The following is a 23024-nucleotide window of genomic DNA, read 5'->3' on the forward strand; positions in this document are numbered from 1 at the left end:
CGTCGCTGGAGCGGCCAAACCGTTTCATGACAGCGCCATCGATTTAGGCTTCACCTCGGCATGCGGCGCCGTGACCCGCACGGCATCGGGACGGCTCGATCCTCCGCGCCTGCCGCCGCCGCGGTGGTCGATCAAGCGCGCGACGACAGCGCGCCGCGCATGACGAGGCGTCAGCGAATGGTCGGCGTTCGGCAGCGTCAACCGCGTCACTCCGGGGATGCTTGTGAGCCGTTTGCCGTCCTGACCGAAATGCCGTGCGATCTCCTGCAGGCTGAGATCGCCGTCCGAGGTGACCATGAGGACGCGCACGCCGCGGCTACAAAGCTCGCGCATCCAGCGCTCGACGCGGTTACGACCAAGCAAGGCGGACGGATGCATTGCCGACAGCGTCGACTTGACGGCTTCCAATCCGCGCCGCACCAGCCGCCTGGCGCTATCTGACACTGACAGCTTCCAGGCGGACCTGGTCGTCATCGCAGGCCCGTCCGCCGGACCGATCTGCTGCTGGCTTCCGCGATTCGCCTTGGAGGTTTCGTATGCTTTCCAGGCCGTAAGCTCCAGCGCGTAGGAACTGTTCCAGGCAAAGCAGAGCGGGTTGATCATGGTCAGGGCGCGGACGCGGCGGTCCGCGCGCGCAGTGTGAAAGGCCTGGAAGGCGCCCGAGCATATGCCCACAAGCTCGACTTTGGCAAAGCCCGCCCGCTGCATCCAGTCAATCGCCGCGCCGACGTCGAAGCGGGTGCGGGAATCATAGAGGAACAGCCGATTGCTCCCGGCATCGTCGCTCAGGCCGAGGCCCGGCAGGTCAATGCGTAGCGACGCCACGCCGGCGGCGGCAAGTTCGCGCGCCGCCTCGACCGTGCCGCGCGCCCAACCGACATGCGGCACGCCGCCGGAGTTGAGGAAGATGACCGGATCGGCCGCAGCATGGCCGTCACGTGGCCGGGTCAGCACGCCACAGATCAATGGCGCCTGCCTGATCACAACCGGCTCTTCCGTGTAGTGCGATCCCTCCAATAGCTCGCGGCCGGTCAAGGATACGACGCCCTGAGCTACGCCGGCGACGGCCCGGTCGGACAACCAATCCGCCCAGCAATCGACAACGTCGGCCGGGATCCGGTTCGCGGTCGGGTCGCACACGAGCAGGTGATAGTCCTTGAACTCCGCGATTGTCGCGCCTTCGAAAGAAGTTCGACCGTCGCGGATTTCAGAGCCTGCCAACGGCTTTCCGTTCGCGATCAAAAGCATCGGCAGGGGCGGAAGGGCCGCGACGGCCCGCCGCCAATCCAGCCTTGACAGATCGGCGAGCGTCTCATGCGAAAGCCGGAAGCCGACGGCCTCGCGGCCCTCGGCGAACGTCGCGTCGCTTGCGGCGCTCTTGGCGAGCGACCCATCGATCACGCGCGACATTGCGGTGATTTCGCGCACATAGGTTTTGCCGGAACTCGGTGGCGCAAGCAGCGCAAGGCCTGCCACGTCGTCCCGCCCCGCCGCAGCGAGCGGGGCCAGCAGCGCGCCGAGACGGAGGCCGGCGAGGATGACATCCTCCACGCCGCAATCCCGCTTTAACCGGTCGATCGCCGCGCCGATGCTGGCGGTCCAGGCCATCACCCGGCCCGGCGCCGAATGGTCACCGGCGGCGTCGCCGCAGCCGGGATAGTCAAACAGCAGGACAGGCAGGCCCGCCGCGGCCGCCCTGTCGGACAACAGCTTCAGGAATCGGCGACTGCACAGATCCTCATGACCATGCGCGCCGGCGATGACAACGCCCCGCCGCCCCTTCGCTACGTTCAGCCAGCCGATGGTATCGGCAAAGACAACTGGTTTCATGTCATGCTCCCGGCGGACTCCTTTGTCCGCACGACTTCCAATTCTTCCGCTCTCGGCACCTCGTAGCTCGCGTCGCGATCGGCATTGAGCGCTGTCACCGTGCCGCCAGGTGTCGCCAGGGGCGGACCGTCAAGGCCGACCTCCCGCTCGATGCCCGGCATCAGGTGGAAATTGTTCTCCGTTGGAACGAACTGATCGTCCTGGATGGAGACGTGGTAGGCCGCGCGTTTGCAGGCCAGCCGCAGCCGCCACGCGTCCTTCCGACGCACCAAACTCACAGTCAGGCCGACGTCGCGCTGCGCGGTCATGACACCCGGCAGCACATGGAAGGCCTCGGCAAAGACCTTCCCGTCGTCGCCTTCCAGCCTTGCAACGGTGACCTCATGTCCGGGCGGCCCGAAGCGATAGGCGTAGGAAATATCGAAAAAGGCGCCGAGTACCGAGAAGGCCGAAAGCGACAGGCCGCCGTGCGCCGGCACGCTGATCGGTTGGCGCGCTGACACCACCGGCGTGACGCCGTCCCGCAGACAGGTCAGCGATAATGTCGCCCGAACGGTCTGCGCGGTATCGTTGACGGCATGGACGGTCAGCCCGTTGACGCCCTCGTCGCTCAGGATCAGCCGTAGCGGGGCAAATGCGCGCCTCAGCCCGTGCCAGACCGGCTTAGGCCGGCCGGTCGAATCGACCACGCCCCAACCCGCGCCCGGCCGCAAGTCCTTCCAGAAGAACAGCAGCGCTCCAGCCGTCGGCGAACAGGGTCTCCGCCATTCGTCGATGGTGCGCTCCACCACCTCGGTCGTCACCGCACGGGAGAGTTCGAGATAGCGTCTGGTATTTTCGATGCGCAGCCGGCGCGCGTCGACGGAAAAAAGCGTTTCCAGATAGTGCTCGCGCACATCCTCGAAGTCCCACGACGCGCCGACGTCGCGCGGCACACCCGCCTTCCAGCGCGGATCGTGCACCGGCGGCACCGGCAGATGCGCATCCAGAGTTGCCTGGTCAGGCACATTGGCAAAGGCAAGGCATTCGCTCGCGAAGCGCACTTCGGCCCGGCGCGCGTCATCCAGCGGCCGGCAATAGGCGCCGACCCCGTAATAATGCATCGGCCCGCCATCAGCCGTGAAAGGCAGGTTGCCGCCGGATGGCGATGACGTCACAAGCACCAGGTCGGGACGCTTCGCTTCAGCGATGGGGCGCACCACCTTGTCGAACCAGGGCGTCGGATCCATCGACATCGGCATGCCCATCATCGCCGCCTGCTGTGCCACCTCGCTGCCGCCGCACAGAACGGCGAGTGACGGCGAATGCCTGAGCCGCGTGAGCAGGTCCTCGACCTCGCGCGAGAGCGACGCGCACCAGGCCTCGTCCTTCGCCGGATAGTCGAAATTGGCGAGCATCAGGTCCTGCCAGACCAGGATGCCCATCTCGTCGCAGAGCTCGTGAAACGCGTCGCTCTCATAGACGAACGTGCCGCCGACCCTGAACATGTTGACGCCCGCCCGTCGTGCAAGATCGAGGTCGCGCGCGACCTCTTCGCGTGAGGACGGCAGCCGCACCAGGTCGGACGGCGTCCACACCGCGCCGCGACAAAAGACGGATACGCCGTTGACGACCAGCCGAAAGCCGCGTCCGTCGGTGCCGCGATCGATCTCGATATGCCGGAAGCCGACGCGGCCGAGCACTACTCGCATCGAGCCGAGCGTGACGACAACCTCGTGCAGCGCCGGATCGCCATGGCTGCTCGGCCACCATGGCGCAACGTTCGCAATATCCAGTTTCGCCGTCAGCCGCGTCGCTGTCTCGGAGGTCAATGCGGCGACAGCGCCCGCACAGGCGACCGTAGCCGGCGCGTCATCAAACGGCTCGACCAGCGTGATCGCGACGGAAAGATGCCCTGTTGTGCCGGCGAGGTCGGCCTGCATTTGCACATCGCGCACGCCTTGCCGGTTGGTATCGCGGATCAGCTTGATCGGTCGCCATGGTCCGACGATGTCGAAGCCGGGGGACCAACCCGGCATATGGCCGATCAGCGTGGTCCGTACGAGCCTCAGCCGCTGATCGTCGATCATGCGCGGCCGCCAGCGCGCACGCGGACCGATCAGGGTTTCCAGATGGCGGTCGAGGCTGCGGAATGCGATGGCCAGTTGCTCGCCGCCGGCAAGCGTCAGGGCCACATCATGGCGCTCGAACATCGAGGTCGAGGACAGCACGAGGCGATCGTCGAGCCAGACCTCTGCAACCGTCGCCAAGCCGTCAAATACGAGACGGGCCGGGCCGGTGACGTCGAGCCGGCGACGATACCAGACGTCCTGGTCGTGCAGCGGAGTGGGATGGTTGCGGTCCCAGCGGCCAAGCCGCTCCAGCGCAGCAGCGGCCGTGCTGGGGCACGCCGCCTCCAGCCATTCGGCGCTGCCGTCGATCGCCGCCGGAGACGCCCACGCGCCGGCCGGCGAGACGACCATGCACCAGCCGCTGTCCAGAGGCTCGGCCGTGTCGGTCGTCGACACCAAAGCGTCCATACACATGCATTCCCATGACCGGCAGGCCGGTCCTACGCTGCCTTGCTGGCGAGATCCGCCATGCGACCGTCCAGAGCGTTCATCACCGTTTGCCAGGCCTTGGCCATCGGCCCGATGGCGTCCGCGAGCCCATCGAACCGATGCCGGGCCATGGCGCGGGCGAGCTTGAATTGCATGACCTTGGCGCCCTCGGCGATTGCCGCGGCGGCTTCGATCGCCTCGGCCAGACCGGTCTCGCCGTGCCGTCCCAACCATTCCAGATGACTGGAGAGGAGTTCGAAATTGGCGCCCACCTGCCGCAACGTGTTGAAGGCGTAGATGTGAAAATACTCCGGTGACCGGACGGCCAGTGCCTCGGCATGGCCGCCGAACACGGCCGCATAGGCATCGAGCGGATTGCGTTTCGGCCTGCGCCGCAGATGCTGCGCGAGGATTTCCGTGGCCGCACTGACCGGATCGCGCGAGGGGCGCGTGGTGTCGAACTTGACGAACTCGGCATAGGGAAACAGCGGCAGGCCGCCGGCCGGCGCGTCGTTGCGCTGCCCGAAAATGCCGTCATAGTCCTCGCCATCCAGGGCGAAGTAGCCGTCGTTGTGGAAGTAGGCCATGTGGCGGCGCCCGGGAACGAGCACGTTGACGCCGATCGTCGTCTTGGAATGGCCACTGCGATAGGTGATGCCCTTCGTGTCGGGCAGGTAGAAGGCATCGACCTCGACCAGCGGCAGCCGCCCGCGCTCGATCTGATTGAGAACGTGCGCCTCCAGACGATCGAACACGGACAGTTCCTGGATATCCAGGCCGGCCAATCGCTGCAGGTCGGCCGTCGGGAACTTGAAGAACGTGAACTGGTCGCCTTCGAAATCCTGCGCCACGGTGAAGCCGAGCGCAGCGACCGGGTCATTCCCGTTCGCATGCATGACTTCGATCAGAAGATCGACATAGCAGTTGGTCTGCGGCCATCGCCGCGCCGCGTCGTGTAGCCGGTGCGGCTTGTAGTCGGCCGGATCGAGCCCGGCGATGGCACTCTGCATTTCAGTTGCCCCAAAGCGTGTCACGCACGGAAGCCGGCCATGCCTCGACGTCAGGGCCGTGATGGCGGAACAGCGCGAGCGCCACGCGCTCCAGCCCGAAGCCGACGCAGGCCGAGTGGCACAGGCTGCCATCCGCGAACTTCAGGCCCCAGGTCTGGCCGAAATGGTCGCGATGATAGTTGAAGGACAAGCAGGCCGTCGGTTTCTCGATGCTGGTTACCGGGATCAGCAGCTCGAACTTGAGTCCCTCGTCGCGCTGGTTGTTGGCCATCATCTTGCCGCCGCGACCGAAGAACGGATCGTTGGCGAGATCAACCTCGCAGGGCAGGTCGAGGGATTCGATCATCGCCTTGCCGCGCTCCAGCCAGCTTTCGCGGAAGGCGCACACCTGCTCGGCCGTACCGATGCGGACGAATTCGCGCATGCGGAACAGCTGCATGCGCGCGGGATCCTTGGAAGGCTCATGACGGAAGCAATAGGAGGAAAGCTCGAACAGCACACCGTCATCGGGCACCGGACCGCGCGCGGCAACGGTCGGATAGAGCGGATAGCAGGCGGCTGGCGTCAGCACGACGTTCGTCGCCTGCTGCAGTTCGGTCCAGTCCTCTCCCGCAGCCATCATGCCGAGAAGCTGCGCGTGCTCGCGCTCGCCGCCCATGAAGGAATGCACGCAGCCTGCAAGCTGCGGGAAGCTTTTCATATAGCCACTGCCTTCAAGCGTGGCGCGGCTCATGCCCGGTGGGAAGTGGATGCGGGTTGCCTTGTCTGGCGCTCCGATGCTGGTCACGAGCCGCTCAAAGCGCTCGATCACGTCTTCGAAAACGCCGGAGCGGCCATAAAGTCCGTCTACTCCGGTCTTGAACAGGATGCTCTTGTCGAACAGGGTGTCGAGCAGGCTCTTGGCATCGAACGTCTTGGCGTCCATCTCAACCTCTCAGGCTGGTGTCAAAGCGGCTCATCAGCAGGAGCGTCGCGGTGTTGGAAAGAATACGGTCGTTCGAAATCATCAGCGGCGCTGAGCTCACATCGCGCAGGTGTCTGCCGACGCTGAACGGCGTGCCGTTCTTGTAGCCGACGATGCCGTTGACCAGCATGGCGAGTCGCACGATCGCCCCAGCCTTCTCGCTCGCAGCGACCTTCAACGCGTTGATCTCGGCGGTAAAGCCAATCGAGGAGAGCGCGTCGTCATTGCCCTTGGCCGCATCGAAGCGGTCAATGGCGGCCGTGAGATGACCCTTCATCTCCTGAAGCAGGGCGGCCGCCTCGGCGAGCCGAAGCGCGCCCGGCGGCAGACTTCCATCCGCCTGCTTGCGCGCCGCAGCCTTGACGAATGCTTGCGCGCGATTGAAGGCATCGGTGGCGATACCGAACCAGGTCGCCGCCCAGAAGATATGCGAGCTCGCCAGCATCGACTGTGCCGCGATCTCCGAGAACGGCTTGGGGAAGATCTGCGCCGCGTCACCGTGCGCGACGAGATGGAAACCGTCCGAACAGGTGCCGCGCATTCCGAGCGTATCCCATACGGAGGTGCGCTCCAGCGTGCGGTTCAGGTCCGCGGGAATGACGACCATCACCTGATCGGAGCTTGCCGCGTCGGGAGCGCGCCGCGCCGTGGCAAGAATCGCGTCGGCGTGGCGGCCGTAGGAAATAACCGTTGCTTCCTTTGTCAGCGAGAAGCGGCCGTCGGCCACTTCGACCGCACAGATCGAATTGCGCAAATTGCCGCCGATGCCGGCTTCCGTAGTCGCCGAGGCCATCAGCAACTGCTCCGCCGCAATGCGGCGCATATAGGCCAGATGCCAGTCGCTGGCGCCGCCATGGCTGACGAAGCTCGACGTCTTGATCTGGTGCATGGCGTAGATCATGGCGCTCGAGCCGCACGCCTGGGCGAGCTGAACGATCAGCTCCGCGATCTCCATCGTGCCCAATGCCTCCCCGCCATGTTCGACGGGAATCGCGACGCCGAGCAGGCGCTCGCGCTTCAATGCTTCGATGGTATCGGCCGGGAAGCGGCCCTCACGGTCTACCGCATCGACCTGCTGCGCCGCCACCTTGGCGACCAAACGCATGCGCTCGGCCGGCGTGGCGGCAGAGGCCGGCACGGGCTCTATCTTTCTCACCACGCTCATGGTTTTACGCCGCCTGCTGTGTCAGCCGTGAAACGGCGTCCGCGACGTTGGCGAGCGACGAGAAGGTCCGTCGCGTGAGCATCGCTTCGGGAAATTCGATGTTGAACTCTTCCTCGAGCGCCAGCATCACCTGCACCGTGGCGAAGGATGTCAGCCCTGCGTCATAGAGATTCGTGTCGTCGGTGATTGTGTTGAAATCCAGCGAAATCATCGGCTGCTGCTGGAGCAGCAAGCGGATACGATCAATCATTGGTTGCCCCACCTGTCATTGAAGTTCTTATGCGGCGGCAATAGCGCAACGACGGCAACCGCGGCGTTAACGCCGGAACGACAATGTTACAGACAGCTAACGATCCGTAACGAGCGCCGGCAAAAGTCCAGCATTTGCTGTCCTGGCGGGCGTACCTGATGCGAGCCCTTGTCCGCGTCGCGCAGAACGACGCGGCGAGGATGCCCGCAACTGTCGTTGCGCCGGTCCCGTTTCGGGTGGGAACCCAAACAAGCCGATGAAACCCAACATCAAATTCCCATCGCGCAATCGTCCGACCGACGCGAATGGCGAAATGATCGAGAGGATGTTCGCGGACCGCGGAGCGCGCCCGGAAGCCCTCGCCGGATACCGCCTACTGCCCCGCGGCTGAGCAGAATTGTGTCCGGAGTTAGCCGTGCCTGCGTTCTAGACAGGCCTGACCATATTTTAGGCGCGGCGGAATAGCGCAGGGGCACCTCCCACCCGTAAAGCGGGAAAAGGTCCGGATTCATAATCCATTAGCGAACTCCGGCCGTTTGGCACGGCATTTGATTCTAAGGGTCCAGGCTGTGCCCGCGTAGTGGATGTCCTCCGCGTGGTGAACCTCAGTCGAAACTCCCGGTGTTCATTCGCACCGGGCCCAAGCGGGGATAGGACTCATGAAAATTGTTATGGCGATCATTAAGCCATTCAAACTCGAAGAGGTCCGTGACGCCCTGACCGCCATTGGCGTTCACGGTCTCACGGTGACGGAAGTCAAAGGCTACGGTCGCCAGAAAGGCCACACGGAAATCTATCGCGGCGCCGAATATGCCGTGAGCTTCCTGCCGAAGATCAAGATCGAGGTCGCGGTCAATTCCGATCAGGTCGACAAGACCATCGACGCCATCACCTCCGCCGCCAAGACCGGCCAGATCGGCGACGGCAAGATCTTCGTCATCAGCCTCGAACACGCCGTGCGCATCCGCACCGGCGAGGCCGATGCCGCGGCCCTCTGATTTCGCGCTCAAACCTTAAGACCTCAGGAGTGAAATAACATGACGTTCAAGCGTCCCTATGGCGCGGGACTGGCGGCCCTTGCAGTCGGCCTGTTCGCCGCGACCGCCGCCTACGCCGAGCCGACCGTCAACAAGGGCGACAACGCCTGGATGCTGACCTCGACGGTGCTGGTGCTTTTGATGACCATCCCGGGCCTCGCGCTGTTCTATGGCGGCCTGGTCCGCTCCAAGAACATGCTCTCGGTGCTGGCGCAGGTGTTCTACACGGTCTGCCTCGTCACCGTGCTCTGGGCCCTCTACGGCTACAGCCTCGCTTTCACCGGCGGTTCCGACTTCATCGGCGGCTTCTCCAAGGCCTTCCTGATGGGCGTCACGCCGGACTCGAAGGCGGCGACCTTCTCGGTCGACGCCAACATCTCGGAGCTCATCTACATGTGCTTCCAGATGACCTTCGCGGCGATCACGCCGGCCCTCATCGTCGGTGCCTTCGCCGAGCGCATGAAGTTCGCGGCGATCGCGCTGTTCATCCCGCTCTGGGTGACGCTGATCTATTTCCCGATCGCGCACATGGTCTGGTACTGGCCGGGCCCGGACGCGATCCAGGATGCCGCCAAGGCGCTCGCCGCCGCGGCTGACGGCGCGGCCAAGACCGCGGCGCAGGCCAAGCTCGACGAGATCAACGCCGATGCCGGCTGGATCTTCAAGAAGGGCGCGATCGACTTCGCGGGCGGTACCGTCGTGCACATCAACGCGGGTATCGCCGGCCTGGTCGGCGCGCTGCTGATTGGCAAGCGGACCGGCTACGGCAAGGAGCTGATGGCTCCGCACTCGCTGACCATGACCATGATCGGCGCCTCGCTGCTCTGGGTCGGCTGGTTCGGTTTCAACGCCGGCTCCAACCTCGAAGCCAATGGCGGCGCTGCGCTCGCCATGACCAACTCCTTCGTGGCCACTGCCGCGGCGGCGCTGGCCTGGATGTTCGCGGAATGGATCATCAAGGGCCATCCCTCGCTGCTCGGTGCGCTCTCGGGCGCGGTCGCGGGCCTCGTCGCGGTGACCCCGGCGGCCGGCTATGCCGGCCCGATGGGCGCCATCGTGCTCGGCCTCGTGGTCGGCGTGGTCTGCCTGTTCTTCTGCACGGTCGTGAAGAACGCGCTCGGCTATGACGACTCGCTCGACGTGTTCGGCGTCCACTGCGTCGGCGGCATCGTCGGCGCGCTCGGCACCGGCATCCTGGTCAACCCGGCGCTCGGCGGTGCAGGCATCATCGACTACACCGCGATCCCGCCGAAGGTCGCCGATTATGACTTCGCGGCGCAGATGATCTCGCAGGTCTGGGGCGTCTGCACCACGCTGGTGTGGTCGGGCATCGGTTCGGCGATCCTCTACAAGATCGTCGACGTGATCGTCGGCCTGCGCGCCAACGTCGAGACCGAGCGTGAAGGCCTCGACATCACCGAGCATACGGAGCGCGCCTACAACATGTGAGTTCTCCCGGGACTCTGGCTCCCTCCGGGGCCGGGTCCAGAACTACGGTTCGGGCACATACCCGGCAATGTCCGGACCGTTGAGGGGCTCCAGCGCAAGCTGGGGCCCCTTTCTTTTTTCCGCGGCTTGAGAAAATATTGTCGGAATTGCCTGCCATTGTGGAATGACAGGCCACAAACAACGAAAACGGGAGGACGTCATGAAGGTGCAGGGCAGATGCTATTGCGGCAATGTGCGCTATGAGGCTGAGGGCGAGCCGATGATGGCGGCGCAGTGCCTGTGCCGCGAATGCCAGTACATCACGGGCGGCGGACCGAACATGTTCATGGCGATGCCCACCACCGGCTTCAAATACACCGCCAGCGAGCCCAAGCAGTTCACCCGCAAGGATCTCGACCGCGCCGTGACGCGCGAGTTCTGCCCGGAATGCGGCACACATCTCGTGACCAAGGTGCCGGGCCTGCCCGCCACCATCCTGAAGGTCGGCACCTTCGACGACCCCTCGGTGTTCACCCCGCAGATGACGATCTACACCTGCGACAAGCAGACCTTCCACCATCTGCCCGAAGGCAAGCCGTCGTTCGAGAAGCTGCCGGCGCGGTAGCCGCAACGTATCGCGCGCGTAGCCCGGCCTGCCGTCTGTTTTCTCCTTCCCCCTGAAAGGGGGAAGGTCGGGATGGGGGTTAGCCGCGCACTCTGCTGTCTGCGGAGAGAATAGATCCCCACCCGCTTTGCTCTCCGAGCAAAGCGACCTCCCCTTTTCAAGGGGAGGTTGGAGCCATCGAGCCGCGTCAGTCGATCAAAACTTCCTCATCCGGCAGCTCGCTTGGCGCGCCGTTGCGCAAATAGCGCTCCAGGATGTCGGCAAGCGACAGCGGCGTGAGGCGCTCGCTCGCACCGGGTAGGTCGGCGATCGGCCACCAGCGGAAGCAATCGAGCACCTTTGCCTCGGCTTCGTCGGCCATCACCGGCGTGAAGCGATCGGCGTGAACGATCCGGTACTCTTCTTTCTGGGATATGCGCCGGCCGCCCCAGTTGAAGGTGTGGTGACGCCGCCAGACGGCGGGCCCGGGCTCGAAATCGACCAGCCCCAATTCCTCCGCCAGTTCCCGCTGCAGGGTCGCTTCAGCCGTCTCGTCGCCCTCGATGCCGCCGCCCGGTGCGATCCAGAAGCAGTCGCCGTGCGGCGGGCGAATCCGCATCAGCAGGACTTCGCGCTCGCCGGTGATGATGAGCGCCCGGACGGCGCGGCGGTGGATCATGTCTCGGAGCAATTTCGATGCGGTTTTCTGGCGTGAGCGCTGATATCACGCGCCGGCAGATCGTGCCGCGCGCCGATGGTTAATCGCGTCTTAACCTCGCCCTATCTATGGTGACTTGATCGGTTTACGGTCGGCGCCCCTACCTCCGACCGCAGTGAAAGTGCTGGCATTTCAATCATGGCAATGACCGCCTCATCCGGCTTGGCGCAGGGCGCCGGCGATGTCGCATCCGCCGGCCAGGCCGAGCGTTCCCCTTTCCTGCGCACGACCGAGCTGCTGGCGCCTTATCAGCCTGCCAAGCCATTGATTACGCTGTCATTAGGCGAACCACAGCACCCGGTGCCCGATTTCGTCGGGCCGGTGCTGGCAAAGCATACCGCCGAATTCGGCCGCTACCCGATCGCCAAGGGCATCGAACCGTTCCGCCGCGCCGTCGCGACCTGGCTGGGAAGCCGGTTCCAGTTGCCGCGACCGGTCGATCCGGAGAGCGAGGTAATGGTGCTGAACGGCAGCCGCGAGGGGCTGTTCTTTGCCGCGATATCAGCCTCGCGCTACGTCGCGCCGCGCAAGGGCCGGCCGGCGATCCTGATGCCGAACCCGTTCTATCCGGCCTATGGCGCCGGCGCCCGCGCGGCCGGCTGCGAGCAGATCTACCTGCCGACCACGCTCGCTAACGGTTTCCTGCCCGACCTTGATTCGATCGACGAGGCGACGCTGGCGCGCACCGTCGCGTTCTTCATCGCCTCGCCCGCCAATCCGCAGGGCTCGGTCGCCTCGCGCGCCTATTTCACGCGGCTGAAGCAACTCGCCGATCGCTTCGGCTTCATCATCCTGAGCGACGAGTGCTACTCGGAAATCTACACCCGCGAGGCGCCGGGCAGCATTCTCGAATGCGCCGGTCCTGACTTCAGCAATGTCGTGGCGTTCCAGTCGCTGTCGAAGCGCTCGAACCTGCCGGGCATGCGCGTCGGCTTCGCCGCGGGCGATAGAAAGTTTCTGGCCGCATTCCACGAGCTGCGCAATGTCGCCGCACCGCAGGTGCCGGTGCCGCTGCAGCATGTCGCGGTCGCCGCCTATAGCGACGAGGCGCATGTCGAGGAGAACCGCAGGCTCTATCGCATCAAGTTCGATTTCGCCGACCAGATCCTCGGCAACCGCTACGGCTACAAGCGTCCCGCCGGCGGCTTCTGCGTCTGGCTCGACGTCTCCGAGCGCGGCGGCGACGAGGCGGCGGCGGTCAGGCTCTATCGCGACGCCGGCGTGCGCGTGATTCCCGGCAGCTATCTGGCGCGCCAGCAGAACGACGGTTCCAATCCGGGCGCGGGCTATATCCGCCTTGCGCTCGTCTCCGACAGTGAATCGACGGCCGAGGCGATGCATCGCCTGGTCGAAACCCTGGGTTAATCGCGAAGCGCGAAGATTGAGTATGCCAGCGATCGAACGTGTCATCCCCCTGGTCGGCCATCTGCCGCTCTCGCTCCGCGAGGCGCTGGCGCGACGGCTGCGCGAACTCACCGGGCTCGGCCTGATCGCGCTGTCCGGCGCCATCACGGCGGCACTGATGACCTGGTCGGTGCAGGATCCGTCGCTGAGCCACGCCACCTCGCGCGCGATCCGCAACGTGCTCGGCTATCCGGGCGCGATCGGCGCCGACCTCCTGATGCAGATTCTGGGTCTCGGCGCGATCATGCTGGTGCTGCCGGTCGCGGTATGGGGCTGGCGGATGCTGACGCATCGCCCGTTCGACCGCGAAGCGCTACGGCTCGGCTGCTGGATCCTGTGCACGGTGATCGCGGCGGGCTTCGCCAGCTGCTGGCCGCACAACACCGCATGGCCGCTGCCGACCGGGCTCGGCGGCGTGGTCGGCGACGCGCTGCTGCGTGCGCCGGCCGTCGTGTTCGGCCCGCCCGGCTTCATCTATCGCGTCGTGCTCGGCCTGATCCTGTTCGTCGCGATGGCGGCAAGCTTCCTGTTCGCCTGCGGCTGGGGCGCCAAGGAGCAGGACGACGAGCTGACGCCGATCTCCGACGACGACGAGCCGTTCGTCGAGGAAGAAGACAACGACCGCAGCTCGGTCTCGCTGGGCTGGCTGTTCCATGCGCTGATGAGCGCGAAAGCGCGGCTCGGCTGGCTGCTGACCACCGCCTACAAATCGCTGGTCTCGAGCGGAGCCCAGGGCCGCAGCGCCGCGTTCGAGCGCCAGGAGCCGAATATCGGCGGCGGCCGCTCGGCGCCCTCGATCGCACCGGCGCATGAAGACCATGATGAGGACGAGGCTGAGGCTTTCGACGACGAGGAGGACGAGGAGGAAGAAGCTCCCGCCGCCCGCGCCCCGCGCAAGAAGGCCGAGCCGAAGCCGAAGAAGAAGAATTCCGACAAGTTCGAGCTGCCCTCGGTCTCCGTGCTCAGCGCGCCGAAAGCCAGCGATCGACAGCCGCTGAGCAAGGCCGAGCTCGAAGCCAATTCGCGCTCGCTCGAGGGCGTGCTGCAGGACTTCGGCGTGCGCGGCGAGATCGTCAAGGCCAATCCCGGCCCGGTGGTCACGCTGTACGAGCTCGAGCCGGCGCCCGGCATCAAGTCGTCGCGCGTGATCGGGTTGTCCGACGACATCGCGCGCTCGATGAGCGCGCTGTCGGCCCGCGTCGCGGTCGTCGCCGGCCGTAACGCGATCGGCATCGAGCTGCCGAACGCGCATCGCGAGAAGGTCTATCTGCGCGAGCTTCTGGTCGCCAAGGAAAGCGTCGATTCGGTTGCGAAGCTGCCGCTGTGCCTCGGCAAGACGATCGGCGGCGACCCCGTCATCATCGATCTGGCGCGCACGCCGCATATGCTGATCGCCGGCACCACCGGCTCCGGCAAATCGGTCGCGATCAACACCATGATCCTGAGCCTGGTCTACCGGCTGCGGCCGGATCAATGCCGCCTGATCATGGTGGATCCGAAGATGCTCGAACTCTCCGTCTATGACGGCATCCCGCATCTGTTGACGCCCGTCGTCACCGATCCGAAGAAGGCGGTGGTGGCGCTGAAATGGGCCGTGCGCGAGATGGAAGAGCGCTACAAGCGGATGGCCAAGCTCGGCGTGCGCAACATCGACGGCTACAATGCGCGCCTCGTCGAAGCCAAGGCCAAGGGCGAAGAGCTGACGCGCACCGTCCACACCGGCTTCGACAAGGAGAGCGGCAAGGCGATCTACGAGGAAGAGAAGCTCGACCTCGAGCCGCTGCCCTACATCGTCATCATCGTCGACGAGATGGCCGACCTGATGATGGTCGCCGGCAAGGATATCGAAGGCGCGGTGCAGCGCCTCGCGCAGATGGCGCGCGCCGCCGGCCTGCATGTCATCCTCGCCACGCAGCGTCCGTCGGTCGACGTCATCACCGGCACGATCAAGGCGAACTTCCCGACCCGGATCGCCTTCCAGGTGACGTCGAAGATCGACAGCCGCACCATCCTTGGCGAGATGGGCGCCGAGCAGCTGCTCGGCCAGGGCGACATGCTCTACATGGCGGGCGGCGGCCGCATCAGCCGCGTGCACGGACCGTTCGCCTCGGACGAGGAAGTCGAGAAGGTCGTGCGTCACCTCAAGACGCAAGGCGCACCGGAATATCTCGAAGCCGTCACCGCGGAAGAGCCGACCGACGAGGACGGCGCCGTGTTCGATGCCACCGGCATGGGCGGCGACGGCGGCGGTGATCTGTTCACGCAGGCGGTTGCGATCGTCAAGCGCGACCGCAAGGCGTCGACCTCCTACATTCAGCGTCGGCTGCAGATCGGCTATAACCGCGCGGCCTCGCTGATGGAGCGGATGGAACTTGAGGGCATCGTCGGTCCGGCGAATCACGCCGGAAAGCGCGAAATCCTGGTCGGGGAGGAAGAAGGCCAGTTCTGATCGGGGGCGATCATCACGGAAAAACCATATCTCCCTCGGAAGAGGCGGGATAAAATCCGGCGCAGCGGGACGAGCGTCGAACAGAGACCTGACATATCTGATGGCAAAACACCTCATTGACCGCGGCACGCGCATCGCGCTGGCTCTTCTCGTCACCGCCGCGATCGCCGGCGCGGCGACTGCGCAGAATGCGCCGCCGCCGAAGCCCGCACCCAGCGCTGGAGCCAAGGCTGCGCCAAAGAAGGACGCCGGCGCGCAGACCAATGCGGACAAGGGTCCGACGACGACGGGCGCCACCCAGGCACCGCCGAACCCGGTGATTCCCGATCCGCGCCGCAACGTGCCCGCCAACATCTTCCAGACCTTCGACGCCAACCAGAAGGCGCAGGCCGCCAAGGTCTCAGCCTATCTCTCGTCGCTGCAAACGCTGGTCGGAAATTTCGTCCAGGTCGGCCCCGACGGCACCAAGACCAAGGGCGATTTCTACATCCAGAAGCCCGGCAAGCTGCGCTTCGAATATGACGATCCGAGCCCGATCGAGGTGATCGCGGACGGCTCCTCGGTCGCGGTGCGCGACCGCAGGCTCGCCACCCAGGACGTCTATCCGCTGTCGCAGACCCCGCTGCGCTATCTGCTGTCGGACCGCATCGACCTGATGAAGGACACCAACGTCATCAGCGTCACCGCCGACGACGTGTTCGTCAGCATCACGATCGAGGAGAAGCAGGCGCTGGTCGGCACCAGCCGCTTCCTGCTGATGATCGGCGCCAAGGACGGCAAGCTCAAGCAGTGGACCGTCACCGACCCGCAGGGCTACGACACGACAGTTGCGGTCTACAATCTCGACGCGACGCAGAAGCCCGATCCGGCGCTGTTCAAGATCGACTTCACGACCTATCCCGGCACCTCGCCGGGCTGATCGCGATGCCGTAGGATGGGTAGAGCGCAGCGAAACCCATCATTGACGCAGCGTGTTGTGACCGTGATGGGTTTCGCTGCGCTCTACCCATCCTACAAGCGCTTGCTTGTGGACAAAGCGCCAACCCGCACTGAGAACCGTGCTAAGACGCACCTCTCATGCGGTTCTCCGTCACCACCTGGAACATCAATTCGGTGCGCCTGCGCATCGACACCGTCGCCAAGTTCATCAAGAGCGCGCGGCCGGATGTGCTGTGCCTGCAGGAGACCAAATGCATCGACGATGCGTTTCCGCTCAAGCGCTTCAAGCGGCTCGGCTATGAGCACGTCGCGCTGAACGGACAGAAGGGCTATCACGGCGTCGCCATCGTCTCGCGCTTGCCGTTCGAGACGACCGACATCAGGACGTTCTGCGACAAGATCGATTCACGACACATCTCGGTGTCCTTCGGCGAGAAGGCGCAGCTGTCAAAGCCGCTGGTGCTGCATAATTTCTACGTGCCGGCCGGCGGCGACATTCCCGATCCCGCGCTCAATCCGAAATTCGAGCACAAGCTGCAATTCCTCGACGAGATGAGGGCCTGCGAGCCGCTGCATCCGCGCGGCGACGACCGCCACATCCTGGTCGGCGACCTCAACGTCGCGCCGCATGAGAACGACGTGTGGTCGCACAAGCAGCTGCTCAAGGTGGTCTCGCACACGCCGGTCGAGACCGAGAAGCTGCTCGCCGCGCAGGCGCATGGCGAATGGTTCGACATCGCGCGCGAGCGGATCCCGATGTCGGAAAAGGTCTACACCTGGTGGAGCTACCGCGCGGCGGACTGGACCGTCGGCGATCGCGGCCGACGGCTCGATCACATCTGGGTCTCGCGCGCGCTGAAGGATCAGGTCAGCGATTTCAAGATCACCCGCGACGCCCGCAGCTGGGAGCGCCCGTCGGACCACGTGCCGGTGACGGCGGTGATGGAGGTTTAAGGGCGCCGCCAACCCTCGACCCGTCATCCCGAGGAGCGCGGAACGCGCGTCTCGAAGGGTGCACGGCCCGGCTGGTGGCCGTCGACCCTTCGAGGCTCGCCCAGCGGCGCAATTGCGCCGCAAGGCTCGCACCTCAGGGTGACGGTTCAATGATCTTGCGGAATGACGCGCGGAAAGATCACGTACTCAGCTTCCCGCCCGCCATCAGGATATCGCTTGCGAGCTGGCTGGTGCGTAGCGCGAGCTCGTCGCGCAGCCGGCGGGCCGCGGCGGGATCGCTTTCCAGCACGCGCTGGAACAGGCTGCGCGCGACGCGGATCACGGAGCCGCGCTCCAGCGCGGTGGCGGTCGAGGGCCGCTTCATGGCGACGATCAAGGCGAGCTCGCCGATCAGCGCGCCGGGGCCGGCGATGATCTCGGCGCCGCCTTCCTCAACGCGGAAGGTGCCGCGCTGCACGACATAGCCGGCATCCGCAGCGTCGCCGGCCTTGAACAGCACGTCGCCTGCGTTGAAATCACGTTGCTCGGAGCCGATCGCCAGCATGCGCAAGGAACTCTCGCCCAACAGACGCATTGTCGGGACCCGCTCGAGCAGGGCTACGTCATCATCGATCGACATTCAGGTCCGGTAACCGCGGTGCGCCTCGATTTCACGAATCGTTGAGCGCGAAGCGTATCACGGCACCAGCTTGTAGCCACCGGCTTCCGTCACCAGGATTTCCGGGTTGGCGGCGTCCTTCTCGATCTTCTGGCGGAGGCGGTAGATGTGGGTTTCCAGCGTGTGGGTGGTGACACCGGAATTGTAGCCCCAGACTTCCTGGAGCAGGGTCTCGCGCGACACCGGCATCTGGCCGGCGCGGTAGAGGAAGCGGAGGATCGCGGTTTCCTTCTCGGTCAGCCGCACCTTCCTGGCATTGGCGCCGGTCAGCATCTTCGAGCCGGGCCGGAACGAGTACGGACCGACCGAGAACACCGCGTCCTCGCTGGCCTCGTGCTGGCGGAGCTGCGCCCGGATCCGGGCCAGCAGCACCGCGAAGCGAAATGGCTTCGCCACATAGTCGTTGGCGCCGGATTCGAGCCCCAGGATCGTATCGGAATCGGTGTCGTGGCCGGTCAGCATGATGATCGGGGCCTTGAAGCCGCCCTTGCGGAGCGAGCGGACCACTTCGCGGCCGTCAGTGTCGGGCAGGCCGACGTCCATCAGGACCAGATCGGGGGAATTGGCTTTGGCGGCAGTGGCGCCCTTGGCGCCGGTGTCGACTGCGGAGGCTTCGAATTCCTCGTGCAGCGACAGCTGCTCGACCAGCGTATCGCGCAGATCGGTATCGTCATCCACGATCAAGATCTTGCGGGCATTGGCCATAGGTACAATCCTTCGGGGGCGGGGCGGTCAGAAGCGGAGGGCGCCTATGGCCGTAACATCGGCTAGATATGTGTTCAGGTAGGCGATTGTTACCGATTCACAAGGCAACGCAGTCTACCTCAAATCCGGCGGGGCAGGACGTGAATGTCCTGTAATGCCGGGAGATAGGATGTTCTGAACCTCCAAGGCAAGCTCAGTTTGGAACGATTCTTAAGGGAAGGTCAGCTATTTCAATCACTTATATGACAGTTAAACGTGATCGCCCGCTCTCCATCATCGAGGTCCGAGCAGCCGCCGGCGACCCTCGCCGGGGTTGGCTGTCGGCCGACGCCTGGACCGTGCCGGTGGCGCTCGGGCGCGGCGGAATCCTCGCCAACAAGCGCGAGGGCGACGGCGGCACGCCGCGCGGCGTCTTCCATCCGCGCCAGCTCTGGTGGCGCGCCGACCGGCACCAGCGTCCAACGACTTTCCTGCCGACCCGGCCGATCCGCCGCGAGGACGCCTGGTGCGAGGACCCCGCAGACCGTCACTACAACCAGCCGATCCGGCTCGACCGCGAGCAGGGCGGCGACCGCCTGACTCGCGAGGATCATCTCTACGACTTCATTATCGAGATCGATCACAACGCCGCGCCGCGCGTCGCCGGTCGCGGCAGCGCGGTGTTCCTGCATCTGGCGCGGCCGAACTTTTCGCCGACCGCGGGCTGCGTGTCGATGACCAAGGCCTCGATGCTGCGGCTGTTGCGGCGGATGTCGCCGCAGACCAGGATCATCATCGGCTAGAGTTGTCGAATGGCTGAACATCGCTTTTCCCACGCGACAGACGCGACGCGTTTGTGCTGAGATCGTGCACAACAGAAAATAATTCCCGCGGGGAGCGAAACAGCATGCTCGACAACAACAAGATCGCCGCCGCCTCGAAGGTCCTGCACGATCACTGGCACGCCGGCACCAAGCTCACAGCGCTCGATGGCGCAATTCGGCCGCGCGATCGCGCCGAGGGCTATGCGGTGCAGGCTCAGCTGGAAAAGACGTCGCGCGAAAAACTGTTCGGCTGGAAGATCGCGGCGACCAGCGCGGCCGGCCAGAAGCACATCAATGTCGCTGGACCGCTCGCCGGGCGCATCCTTGCCGAGACGGTGATACCGGATGGCGGCACCGCGTCGATGCAGGGCAACGAAATGCGCGTCGGCGAGCCGGAATACGCCTTCCGCATGGCGCGCGATCTCGCGCCGCGCACGACACCTTACAGCGTGCAGGAGGTGCTGGAGGCCGTCGGCACGCTGCATCCGGCGATCGAGATTCCGGATTCGCGTTTCGCCGATTTCGTCGCCGCCGGCGAGGCACAGCTGATCGCCGACAATGCCTGCGCGCATCTGTTCGTGCTCGGACCCGCAACGACAGCGGACTGGCGCGCGATCGATCTGGTCGAGGACCGCCCGGTCATCACGCTGCGCGGCGAGCGCTATATCGGCCACGGCAAGAACGTGCTCGGCGACCCCCGCGCAGCGCTCGCCTGGTGCGCCAACGAGCTGCGCGCGCTCGGGCTGACCTTGCGGGCAGAGGAAGTCGTCACCACAGGCACCTGCCATCCCCCGCTGCCGATCACCGCCGGCGATAAATTCGCGGCCGATTTCGGCGCGATCGGAAAAGTGTCGGTGAAGTTCGCGTAGGCCGCGCACGCGCCACACACACCAATGTCGTCCCTGCGAAAGCAGGGACCCATAACCACCGAAGTGAATTGTTGTCCGCCGATCTGGCCGCGTGTCCCTTGCAATGGCCGCGGAGTATGGGTCCTGGCTTTCGCCAGGACGACACTAGTTATGCGGCGCCGTCCGTGTCCCGAAGATCGCCGAGCCCACCCGCACATGGGTCGCCCCCATCTGGATCGCCACCGCGAAATCCGCGCTCATGCCCATCGAGAGATTCGTCAGCCCGTTGCGCGCGGCGATCTTGGCGCAGAGCGCGAAGTGCGGCGCCGGCGCCTGGTCGACCGGCGGGATGCACATCAGTCCTGATATCTGCAGGCCGTAGGTGTCACGGCATGCCGCGATGAAGGTATCTGCGTCCTGCGGCGCGACGCCGGCCTTCTGCGGCTCCTCGCCGGTATTGATCTGGACGAACAGTTCTGGGTGCTTGCCTTGATTTTTGATTTCCTTGGCTAACGCTTCGCAAATGCTGGCGCGATCGACCGAATGGATCGCATCGAACAGCGCGACGGCCTCCTTGGCCTTGTTCGACTGCAACGGTCCGATCAGATGCAGCTGCAATCCCGGATGAGCCTGGGTTAGCGCCGGCCACTTGCCCTTGGCCTCCTGCACGCGATTTTCGCCAAATACGCGCTGTCCGGCGCCGATAATCGGCAAAATTGCGTCGGCCGCGAACGTCTTCGACACCGCGATCAAGGTCACCGACGCGCGGTCGCGCCGCGCTTCCTTGCAGGCATGGACGATCTCGCGTTCGACGGCGGCGAGGCCATGTGGTGAATCGGCCGGTAACGGCGTGGTCGGGCTTTGCGTCATGCTTGTGCCGTTCTCTGACAGGTGCGGGGGGTTGGCTCGAATTTTACCAAATTCGGGAAAGGCTTTTTGAAGCCCTGCATTCTAACTTGCGCACGGGCAAGGGAATAGAATGTCGGGCGTCACTTTCAACCGCAACCGGGTCAGGCTCAAGAAGGTTCTGGGAATTCGTGCCCGGCTGGCCTTGCTTGCGCTGATGCTGGTCGCGCCCCTCATGCTGGACCGCGTCCGCACGCTGGAGGATTCCCGCAGCAAGCAGGTCGCGCAGGCCGCGGCCGGCTATGCCAGCCTCACCGCGCATGCCGCGGAAACCCAGCGCGAGGTGGTCTCCTCGGTCGAGACCATGCTGAAATCCGCCGCCTACATCCGCGCCTCCGGCGGCATCGCGCAGAGCTGCGAGGTGCTGCGCGCCAGCCTGCCGACGGTGCTGCCCTGGATCCGCAGCATCATGTTCGTCTCCAGGGACGGGCTGGTGCAGTGTTCGACCCTCAACGTCCAGGTCGGCCTCAATGTCGGCGACCGCGAATATTTCAAGAAGGCGCAGGACAACCGCGGCTTCGTGTTCAGCGACTATCTGCGCGGCAGGACCAATGGCCGCCCGATGATGATGGCCGCCTATCCGGTCGCCGCGATCAATCCGGAGCAGGATGCCGTCGTGGTCGCCGGCATCAATATCGACTGGCTGTCGCAGATCATGGCCAATCTCGGCGGCCAGCCCGGCATGTCGGCGGTGCTGGTCGACTCTACCGGCGTCGTGATCGCCGCGCCTGCGGATCAGGCGAGCTTGATCGGCCGCTCGCTCGACACCATCCCGCTGATGGCGGCGATCGCCGAGAAGGCGCTGAGCTATGACGAGCCGTCCGGCTCGGTGTCGTTCACGGCGTCCGACGGCGCACAGCGCACGCTGAGCTTCGCGCGCATCGCCGGCACGCAATCCCGGCTGATCGTGAGCATGGACGAGGCCAAGGTGACCGCGGCGATCAACCGCGAGATCCGCACCGCCTATCTGCAGCTCGGCTTCGTCTGCCTGTTCGTCTTGTTGGGTGCGCTGGTCGGCGCCGAGCGGCTCGTCATCCATCCGATCGAGCTGATGACCGGCATGGCGCGGCGGTTCGGCGAGGGCGACTGGTCGGCGCGCGTCGCCAAGCACAAGCTGCCGGCGGAATTCGTGCCGCTGGCGCGTGCCTTCAACGCGATGGCGGCGCAGCTCAGCCAGCGCGAGCGCGAGCTCGTCGCCTCCAACGATCGTCTCACCGTGATGGCCTCGATCGACGCGCTGTCGGGCCTTGCCAACCGCCGCGGCTTCCAGAGCCGGCTCGACTTCGAATGGATGCGGGCGCAGCAATATGAATGCGAGCTGTCGCTGATGATGATCGATGTCGATCACTTCAAGCTCTACAACGACACCTACGGCCATCCCGAAGGCGATGCCTGCCTGACCCGAATCGGCGAAGCGCTGTCCGGGATCGCCGCCGACGCCATGGGCTTCGCCGGCCGCTATGGCGGCGAGGAATTCTGCCTCTTGCTGCCGAACACCGACGCCGCGCATGCGCTCGCGATCGGCGAGACCGTGCGCACCGCCGTGCTTGGCCTCGCCGTGCCGCATGCATCCTCGAGCCATTGCGTCGTCACCGTCAGCGTCGGCGTCGCGACGACCAGGCCGAACGAGACCCAGCGCCCCGGCGACCTGATCGAAGCTGCGGATGCCGCCCTCTACGCCGCCAAGCGCCGCGGCAGGAATGCCGTGATCGAGCACGGGTTCCTGCAGACGCTGGACGAAGCCGGGATGGCGCTGGCGAGCTGAGATCGTGCGTGATCGAGCGTCACGATGAGCGCGGAACCATGACCATC

20 protein-coding genes are annotated in these 23024 nt (G+C 65.2%); 10 read left to right on the plus strand and 10 right to left on the minus strand.

Annotated features, from left to right (window positions below; translation table 11 throughout):
- Window positions 1–24 precede the first annotated feature (24 nt).
- From I6F38_RS22945 to I6F38_RS22970, 6 genes are read right to left on the minus strand one after another with little or no spacing between them, the layout of a single operon-like run.
- Complete coding sequence (locus I6F38_RS22945) at window positions 25–1830, minus strand: alpha/beta fold hydrolase (RefSeq protein WP_225161896.1); 1806 nt, start codon at window positions 1828–1830, stop codon at window positions 25–27.
- A complete protein-coding gene (locus tag I6F38_RS22950; RefSeq protein WP_225161897.1) occupies window positions 1827–4337 on the minus strand; it encodes a glycoside hydrolase family 2 protein in 2511 nt (836 codons plus the stop codon). Before I6F38_RS22950 ends, I6F38_RS22945 begins: the two co-directional genes overlap by 4 nt.
- Before the next feature lie 44 nt (window positions 4338–4381).
- On the minus strand, window positions 4382–5380 hold the full coding sequence (locus I6F38_RS22955) for a DUF1839 family protein (RefSeq protein WP_225161934.1): 999 nt from the start codon (window positions 5378–5380) through the stop codon (window positions 4382–4384).
- Between the two features lies 1 nt (window position 5381).
- The gene (locus I6F38_RS22960) at window positions 5382–6305 is read right to left on the minus strand and encodes an amino acid--[acyl-carrier-protein] ligase (RefSeq protein WP_057020313.1); all 924 of its coding nucleotides are present in this window, start codon (window positions 6303–6305) and stop codon (window positions 5382–5384) included.
- Window position 6306: 1 nt separating this feature from the next.
- Window positions 6307–7509: an acyl-CoA dehydrogenase family protein gene (locus tag I6F38_RS22965; protein WP_225161898.1), complete on the minus strand. Its 1203-nt coding sequence runs from the start codon at window positions 7507–7509 to the stop codon at window positions 6307–6309.
- Window positions 7510–7513: 4 nt separating this feature from the next.
- Entirely contained in the window at window positions 7514–7759 is a 246-nt protein-coding gene (locus tag I6F38_RS22970; protein WP_225161899.1) for an acyl carrier protein, read from the minus strand.
- A 659-nt stretch (window positions 7760–8418) separates the two neighbouring features.
- Between I6F38_RS22970 and I6F38_RS22975 the strand changes: the two genes are divergently transcribed.
- The 3 genes from I6F38_RS22975 to I6F38_RS22985 all read left to right on the plus strand — a co-directional run bounded on the left by I6F38_RS22975 (window position 8419) and on the right by I6F38_RS22985 (window position 10849).
- Complete coding sequence (locus I6F38_RS22975; protein ID WP_024583097.1) at window positions 8419–8757, plus strand: P-II family nitrogen regulator; 339 nt, start codon at window positions 8419–8421, stop codon at window positions 8755–8757.
- 39 nt (window positions 8758–8796) lie between these two features.
- Window positions 8797–10245, plus strand: a complete 1449-nt coding sequence (locus tag I6F38_RS22980) for an ammonium transporter (RefSeq protein WP_057020316.1) — start codon at window positions 8797–8799, stop codon at window positions 10243–10245.
- A 199-nt stretch (window positions 10246–10444) separates the two neighbouring features.
- Window positions 10445–10849 carry a GFA family protein gene (locus I6F38_RS22985; RefSeq protein ID WP_016841439.1) on the plus strand — a complete coding sequence of 135 codons (405 nt, stop codon included), beginning with the start codon at window positions 10445–10447 and terminating at the stop codon, window positions 10847–10849.
- A 187-nt stretch (window positions 10850–11036) separates the two neighbouring features.
- Here I6F38_RS22985 and I6F38_RS22990 read toward each other — a convergent pair whose 3' ends face one another.
- On the minus strand, window positions 11037–11507 hold the full coding sequence (locus tag I6F38_RS22990; protein ID WP_225161900.1) for an NUDIX domain-containing protein: 471 nt from the start codon (window positions 11505–11507) through the stop codon (window positions 11037–11039).
- 177 nt (window positions 11508–11684) lie between these two features.
- On the opposite strand from I6F38_RS22990, the gene I6F38_RS22995 reads away from it, so the two are divergent.
- The 4 genes from I6F38_RS22995 (at window position 11685) to I6F38_RS23010 (ending at window position 17292) form a co-directional block, all read left to right on the plus strand.
- The gene (locus tag I6F38_RS22995; RefSeq protein WP_225161901.1) at window positions 11685–12911 is read left to right on the plus strand and encodes an aminotransferase class I/II-fold pyridoxal phosphate-dependent enzyme; all 1227 of its coding nucleotides are present in this window, start codon (window positions 11685–11687) and stop codon (window positions 12909–12911) included.
- Between the two features lie 16 nt (window positions 12912–12927).
- The gene (locus tag I6F38_RS23000; RefSeq protein ID WP_225161902.1) at window positions 12928–15399 is read left to right on the plus strand and encodes a DNA translocase FtsK; all 2472 of its coding nucleotides are present in this window, start codon (window positions 12928–12930) and stop codon (window positions 15397–15399) included.
- A gap of 100 nt (window positions 15400–15499) precedes the next feature.
- Window positions 15500–16318 carry an outer membrane lipoprotein carrier protein LolA gene (locus I6F38_RS23005; protein ID WP_225161903.1) on the plus strand — a complete coding sequence of 273 codons (819 nt, stop codon included), beginning with the start codon at window positions 15500–15502 and terminating at the stop codon, window positions 16316–16318.
- A gap of 158 nt (window positions 16319–16476) precedes the next feature.
- Window positions 16477–17292, plus strand: coding sequence for an exodeoxyribonuclease III (locus I6F38_RS23010; RefSeq protein WP_225161904.1), 816 nt, complete (start codon window positions 16477–16479; stop codon window positions 17290–17292).
- Between the two features lie 178 nt (window positions 17293–17470).
- Here the strand turns inward: I6F38_RS23010 and I6F38_RS23015 are convergent, their stop codons facing one another.
- Together I6F38_RS23015 and I6F38_RS23020 are read right to left on the minus strand one after the other, a co-directional pair.
- Window positions 17471–17911, minus strand: a complete 441-nt coding sequence (locus I6F38_RS23015; RefSeq protein ID WP_016841445.1) for a cyclic nucleotide-binding domain-containing protein — start codon at window positions 17909–17911, stop codon at window positions 17471–17473.
- A 57-nt stretch (window positions 17912–17968) separates the two neighbouring features.
- Window positions 17969–18655: a response regulator transcription factor gene (locus I6F38_RS23020; RefSeq protein WP_016841446.1), complete on the minus strand. Its 687-nt coding sequence runs from the start codon at window positions 18653–18655 to the stop codon at window positions 17969–17971.
- 242 nt (window positions 18656–18897) lie between these two features.
- Between I6F38_RS23020 and I6F38_RS23025 the strand changes: the two genes are divergently transcribed.
- Complete coding sequence (locus tag I6F38_RS23025) at window positions 18898–19437, plus strand: L,D-transpeptidase family protein (protein ID WP_225161905.1); 540 nt, start codon at window positions 18898–18900, stop codon at window positions 19435–19437.
- 104 nt (window positions 19438–19541) lie between these two features.
- On the plus strand, window positions 19542–20327 hold the full coding sequence (locus tag I6F38_RS23030; RefSeq protein ID WP_225161906.1) for a fumarylacetoacetate hydrolase family protein: 786 nt from the start codon (window positions 19542–19544) through the stop codon (window positions 20325–20327).
- Window positions 20328–20471: 144 nt separating this feature from the next.
- Here the strand turns inward: I6F38_RS23030 and I6F38_RS23035 are convergent, their stop codons facing one another.
- Window positions 20472–21176, minus strand: coding sequence for a YggS family pyridoxal phosphate-dependent enzyme (locus I6F38_RS23035; protein ID WP_225161907.1), 705 nt, complete (start codon window positions 21174–21176; stop codon window positions 20472–20474).
- Between the two features lie 109 nt (window positions 21177–21285).
- Here I6F38_RS23035 and I6F38_RS23040 point away from each other — a divergent pair, with 109 nt between their 5' ends.
- Window positions 21286–22977, plus strand: a complete 1692-nt coding sequence (locus I6F38_RS23040) for a diguanylate cyclase (RefSeq protein WP_225161908.1) — start codon at window positions 21286–21288, stop codon at window positions 22975–22977.
- Window positions 22978–23024 lie beyond the last annotated feature (47 nt).

It is taken from the genome of Bradyrhizobium sp. BRP56, from assembly GCF_020194035.1.
Classification (GTDB): Bacteria; Pseudomonadota; Alphaproteobacteria; order Rhizobiales; family Xanthobacteraceae; genus Bradyrhizobium; species Bradyrhizobium australafricanum.